General features: G+C 71.5%; 5 protein-coding genes. 3 read left to right on the top strand and 2 right to left on the bottom strand.

The window, feature by feature from the left end:
- The first annotated feature begins 197 nt into the window (after window positions 1-197).
- Complete coding sequence (locus tag ACFXDJ_RS09325; RefSeq protein ID WP_384661022.1) at window positions 198-1,082, top strand: helix-turn-helix domain-containing protein; 885 nt, start codon at window positions 198-200, stop codon at window positions 1,080-1,082.
- Window positions 1,083-1,273: 191 nt separating this feature from the next.
- Window positions 1,274-1,483, top strand: a complete 210-nt coding sequence (locus tag ACFXDJ_RS09320; RefSeq protein WP_384661020.1) for a DUF397 domain-containing protein — start codon at window positions 1,274-1,276, stop codon at window positions 1,481-1,483.
- Window positions 1,484-1,653: 170 nt separating this feature from the next.
- Here ACFXDJ_RS09320 and ACFXDJ_RS09315 read toward each other — a convergent pair whose 3' ends face one another.
- Window positions 1,654-2,499 carry a hypothetical protein gene (locus ACFXDJ_RS09315; RefSeq protein ID WP_384661017.1) on the bottom strand — a complete coding sequence of 282 codons (846 nt, stop codon included), beginning with the start codon at window positions 2,497-2,499 and terminating at the stop codon, window positions 1,654-1,656.
- A 155-nt stretch (window positions 2,500-2,654) separates the two neighbouring features.
- Here ACFXDJ_RS09315 and ACFXDJ_RS09310 point away from each other — a divergent pair, with 155 nt between their 5' ends.
- Entirely contained in the window at window positions 2,655-3,869 is a 1,215-nt protein-coding gene (locus ACFXDJ_RS09310; RefSeq protein ID WP_384848607.1) for a PLP-dependent aminotransferase family protein, read from the top strand.
- 136 nt (window positions 3,870-4,005) lie between these two features.
- Here ACFXDJ_RS09310 and ACFXDJ_RS09305 read toward each other — a convergent pair whose 3' ends face one another.
- A complete protein-coding gene (locus ACFXDJ_RS09305) occupies window positions 4,006-5,217 on the bottom strand; it encodes a glycine C-acetyltransferase (RefSeq protein WP_384654756.1) in 1,212 nt (403 codons plus the stop codon).
- Between the last annotated feature and the right edge of the window lie 147 nt (window positions 5,218-5,364).

The raw sequence follows: 5,364 nt of genomic DNA, 5'->3' as shown, positions 1-5,364 counted from the left end.
CTCGGATGCCCGCGCTCCCCCCCGCCCCCGGGTCGTGGGGGGGGGGGGGGGGGGGGTGCGCTCTCCCCCCCCCCCCGCCCGCCCCGCGCGTTTGCTTTCCCGGTGTTCCCCAGCGAGGCCACGCACTTCGGTGGCAGTCTGCTCACCATCAGACACGCAGAGAGACAGCGAAAGAAGAAGGCGGAGGTGCCGTTCACGTGGCGTCCAATGTCAATCCCACCGTCCGACGCCGCCGACTGGGCATGGAGTTGCGCAAACTCCGCGAGGACAAGGGCATGACGGCCGAGCAGGTCGCAGAGCGCCTGCTCGTCTCCCAGTCGAAGATCAGCCGGCTGGAGAACGGCCGTCGTTCCATCAGCCAGCGCGACGTCCGCGATCTGTGCGACGTCTACGAGGTCGAGGACCGGCGGCTCGTCGACTCCCTCATGCAGATGGCCAAGGATTCCCGCCAGCAGGGCTGGTGGCACGCCTTCGGCGACATCCCGTACAGCGTCTACATCGGCCTGGAAACGGACGCCGCCAGCCTGCGCACCTACGAACCCCTGGTGATCCCGGGGCTGCTCCAGACCCCGGAGTACGCCCAGGCGCTCGTCCGCGGCGCCTGGCCGGAGACCGCTCCGACCGACGTGGACAAGCGGGTCCAGGTCCGGATGCACCGCCAGAAGCGGCTCTCCGAGACCGACAACAACAACCCGGAGCTCGGGCCGCTGCGCCTGTGGGCGGTCATCGACCAGGCGGCCCTGCAGCGGCACGTGGGCGATGCCCAGCTCATGATCCACCAGCTTGAGTACCTGATAGAGCAATCGGAGAAGCCGCACGTCACGGTGCAGGTGATGCCGTTCTCGATGGGTGCCCACCCGGGCGTCAACGGCCAGTACGCCATTCTGGAATTCCCGGACGCGTCGGACTCGACCGTGGTGTACATCGAGGGCGTGACGAGCGATCTGTACCTGGAAAAGGCCAACGACGTCCAGAAATACAGCGTGATGTACGAACATCTGCGCGCGCAGGCCCTCAATGTGGACCAGACCCGGCAGTTCATCTCGGGGATCATCGAGGAGTTCGCGGGCAAGCGGAAGTGAGGAAGTGAGGTTCCGTAAAACGGCCGGTACGGTACACCGTCACTCCCCGGCCACAGAAGACCTGAATAGAATATGCCACTCGGTCGGGTGAACGCCCCCAACACACATGGGGAGCTGCGGGTAGCGTCGATCACGTCAGCCGGAGAAATGGCTGGCAGACAGCCGAACTACTCGCTGAACCGGAGAGAAACATGGCTATTCGTCAGGGCGCTACGGAAAACTGGACCAAGTCCTCGTACTCCGCCAACGGTGCCTGCGTCGAGGTCAAGTCCCCCGTCATGGAGGCCGTCGCGGTCCGCGACTCGAAGGTGCAGGACGGTCCGTCCCTCACCTTCGCGCCCGGCTCCTGGACCTCGTTCGTCACCGATGTGACCGAGGGCCGGCTGGGACGCCTCGCCTGAACATCGAGGCGAAGATCCCAGCCGGCAGACGCACGAACAGCGCCACCAGCACTACCCGCACCACCTGCGGCACCCGCACCACCTGCACCACTGACTGGAGCCCTCTCGACTGGCCCGCCGTCCTGGCCGAGGGGGCTCGGCCATGTCCGTACGCAGAAGGACAGCTACCGCTACCGCAGCTGGTCCACGTACCGGTCGGTCCCCGGCACCGTCGGGACGAACGGCGCCACCAGCTCCACCCGCCCCAGCCCGGCCTCCGCGACCTCCGTGTCCAGCCCCCGGAACCGGTCCCAGCAGCTGCGCGGATCGGCCTCCAGGAACCACAGGAGGGTCAGCCGGGTGTCGACCCCCTCGACCTGCTTCACGTACGTCATCCGGTCGCCCGGCAGCGGCGTCGGCCGGAAGACCGTGACCATCGCGGCCGGGGAGCCGGCCAGCCGCTTCGGCAGGGCGCGCGAGCGCAGCCACTCCAGCAGCTCGGCCCGCTGCTCCGGCCCGTCGGCGTCGACGACCTGGACCACGAGCCCGCCGTAGGGGTGGTCGAGGGCGTGGAAGTCGCGGGGGCCGGCGGCTCCGTCGCGGTAGACGGTGGCCTCGTGGTCCTGGAACGCGGTGAAGACGTGGGTGCGGTCCTGGTAGACCCGGCCGTCGCGGTTGAGCCGCTTGTTGATGCCGACGGTCCACTTCATGTGCTCGTCGTAGCGGCCCTCGGTGACCCAGTACGTGGAGATGTAGCACCCGGCGGTGACGGGCTGGGCGACCGCCGACTTCTCCGGGTAGCGCAGCTCCTGGAGGTCCCGGGTGGCGACCCAGCGGCGGCCGGCGAACATCCAGGGCATGGCCATGGCGCCGGCGTAGTAGTGGTCGTCCTCGTACCAGCGGTTGTACGCGAACTCGTGCCCCGGGTGCGGTTCGACCATGGTGATCAGCGCATGGCCGGGGTGGACTCCGTAGGGGCCGACCGAGGCGAGCTCGGCGTAGTCGTCGGCCCGGGTGTTCCGTTCGTCTGCTGTCATGGGAAACGGTCTAGCTGATGCAGCGTCAGATGGGGAGCCCCCGGCGGACAGTTCAGCAGCGGTTCCGCGTCCGGCAGTTCAGCATCCGATACATAGGTGCCGTCTACACATTTCTGGTACTACGATGCGCGCACCCGCCTCCCGAAGGAGCTCCCGTGCCCGCCTCCGCGACCGCCTCCGCCTCCGCGCCCGCGCCCGCATGCGCCCCGCCGCCCGCCCTCGCCGCCCGGGTGCGCACGACCGCCCCGTCCGCCATCCGCGAGATCCTGGCCGTCACCTCCCGGCCCGGCATGATCTCCTTCGCCGGCGGCCTGCCCGCGCCCGAACTCTTCGACGCCGAGGGCCTGCGCGCCGCGTACGATGCCGCCTTCGCGCACTCCGCCCGCCGCGCGCTCCAGTACTCGACCACCGAGGGCGCCCCGGAGCTGCGCACCGCGGTGGCGGCCCGGCTCACCCGGCGCGGGCTCGCCACCACCGCGGACGAGCTCCTGATCACCACCGGCTCGCAGCAGGGGCTCGGCCTGATCACGACCGCGCTGATCGAGCCGGGCGACACCGTGCTGGTCGAGAACCCCACCTACCTGGCCGCGCTCCAGGGGTTCGCGCTCGCCGGGGCCCGACTGGTCCCCGTGCCGTGCGACGACGAGGGCATCCTCCCGGACGCGCTGGAGGAGCTCGTCGCGCGCGAACGCCCCAAGCTGCTCTACACCGTCCCCACCTTCCAGAACCCGACCGGCCGCACCCTCCCCGCCGCCCGCCGCGAGGCGGTCGCGGAGACGGCCGCCCGCCTCGGACTATGGCTACTGGAGGACGACCCGTACGGGGACCTCCGCTACGAGGGCTCCGACATCCCCTGGCTCGCCGCGCACCCGGGAGCGGAGGACCGCACGGCCCTGCTCGGGAGCTTCTCGAAGGTGCTGGCCCCCGGACTGCGCCTGGGCTGGCTGCGCGCCCCGGCGGCCCTGCTGCGCGCGGCGGTGCTCGCGAAGCAGGCGGCGGACCTGCACACCTCGACGGTGGACCAGCTGGCCGTGGCGGAGTACCTGCGGACGGCCGACCTGGACGCGCACGTGGCCGGGGTCCGGGACGCGTACCGGCTGCGCCGCGACGCGCTCCTGGCGGGCCTGCCGGGGGCCCTCCCGCCGGGCTCCACGTGGAACCGGCCGGAGGGCGGCATGTTCGTCTGGGCCCGACTGCCGGAGGGCCACGACGCGACGGCCCTACTCCGCGCCTCCGCCGCCCGCGGGGTCGCCTTCGTCCCCGGAGCCCCCTTCTACACGGGGACCCCGGACCCCCGGACCCTCCGCCTGTCGTTCACGACCCACACCCCGGAGGAGATCCAGGAGGGCCTGACCCGCCTGGCCGGGTAACCGCCCCTGCGGGAGCCGTCCCCTACCCGCCCTTCCGCCGCTCCCTGGGGCTCCGCCCCAGACCCCGCGCCTCAAACGCCGGCGGGGCTGGATTTGGCCAGCCCCCGGCAGCGGCGCCGCGCCCGGCGCATCGGGATCAGGCTCCGGCGCCCGTCAGGGACGCCAGCGCCGCCCGCGCGTCGATGAAGGCCGCCACCGCACGCTCCACGTCCGCCGTGGAGTGGGCGGCCGAGAGCTGGACGCGGATGCGGGCCGCGCCCATCGGGACCACCGGGTAGGAGAAGCCGATCACGTAGACCCCGCGCTCCAGCAGCAGCTCCGCCATCTTCGCCGCCTCCGCCGCGTCACCGATCATCACGGGGGCGATCGCGTGGTCGCCGGGCAGGATCTCGAAGCCCGCCTCGGTCATCTTCGTGCGGAAGAGCTTGGTGTTGGCGGCGAGCTGGTCGCGCAGGTCGCCGGCCGACTCCAGCAGGTCGAGGACCTTGAGCGAGGCCGCCGCGATGACCGGGGCGAGGGAGTTCGAGAAGAGGTACGGGCGCGAGCGCTGGCGCAGCAGCTCGACGATCTCGGTGCGCGCGGCGACGTAGCCGCCCGAGGCGCCGCCCAGGGCCTTGCCCAGGGTGCCGGTGATGATGTCGACGCGGTCCATGACCCCGTGCAGTTCCGGGGTGCCGCGGCCGCCGGGGCCGACGAAGCCGACGGCGTGCGAGTCGTCGACCATGACCATGGCGTCGTAGCGGTCGGCCAGGTCGCAGATCTCGGCGAGCGGGGCGACGTAGCCGTCCATGGAGAACACGCCGTCCGTCACGATCAGACGGCGGCGGGCGTCCTGCGACTCCTTGAGCCGGGTCTCCAGCTCGGCCAGGTCGCGGTTGGCGTACCGCAGCCGGCGGGCCTTCGACAGGCGGATGCCGTCGATGATCGAGGCGTGGTTGAGGGCGTCGGAGATGACCGCGTCCTCGGGGCCGAGGAGGGTCTCGAAGACTCCGCCGTTGGCGTCGAAGCAGGAGGAGTAGAGGATCGTGTCCTCCTGGCCGAGGAAGGCGGAGAGCCGCGCCTCCAGCTCCTTGTGCACCTCCTGCGTACCGCAGATGAACCGCACGGAGGCCATGCCGTAGCCCCAGCGGTCGAGGGCTTCCTTCGCGGCGGTGACGACCTCGGGGTGGTCGGCGAGGCCGAGGTAGTTGTTGGCGCAGAAGTTGAGGACCTCACCAGCCGCGCCGCCCGAGGTCACGGCGACGGCCGCGTTCTGCGGGGTGCCGATGACGCGCTCGGGCTTGTGCAGCCCGGCGGCGCGGATCTCGTCGAGGGTGGCGCGGAAGTCCTCGCGGACGGTCTCGAACATGTGCGGTGCTCTCTTTCTCCTGGGTGCGGCGGAGGGAGGGGGCCGGGCCCCGCGGAGGGGGGGGGGGGTGGGGGGGGCCGCCGGCGGGGGGGGGGGGGTTTGGGGGGGGGGGGGTTATCCCGCCCGTGGGGGGGGGTTATCCCGGCC

The sequence above is a fragment of the Streptomyces sp. NPDC059443 genome, from assembly GCF_042750105.1.
GTDB lineage: Bacteria > Actinomycetota > Actinomycetes > Streptomycetales > Streptomycetaceae > Streptomyces.
Note: the sequence above shows the minus strand (reverse complement) of the source record. Positions and strands in the feature narration are given on the sequence as shown.

Bases quoted from the DNA above. Each gene is read 5' to 3' on its own strand.
- ACFXDJ_RS09320 (WP_384661020.1), top strand. From the start codon at position 1,274: ATGGCTATTCGTCAGGGCGCTACGGAAAACTGGACCAAGTCCTCGTAC.
- ACFXDJ_RS09305 (WP_384654756.1), bottom strand. From the start codon at position 5,217: ATGTTCGAGACCGTCCGCGAGGACTTCCGCGCCACCCTCGACGAGATC.
- ACFXDJ_RS09315 (WP_384661017.1), bottom strand. From the start codon at position 2,499: ATGACAGCAGACGAACGGAACACCCGGGCCGACGACTACGCCGAGCTC.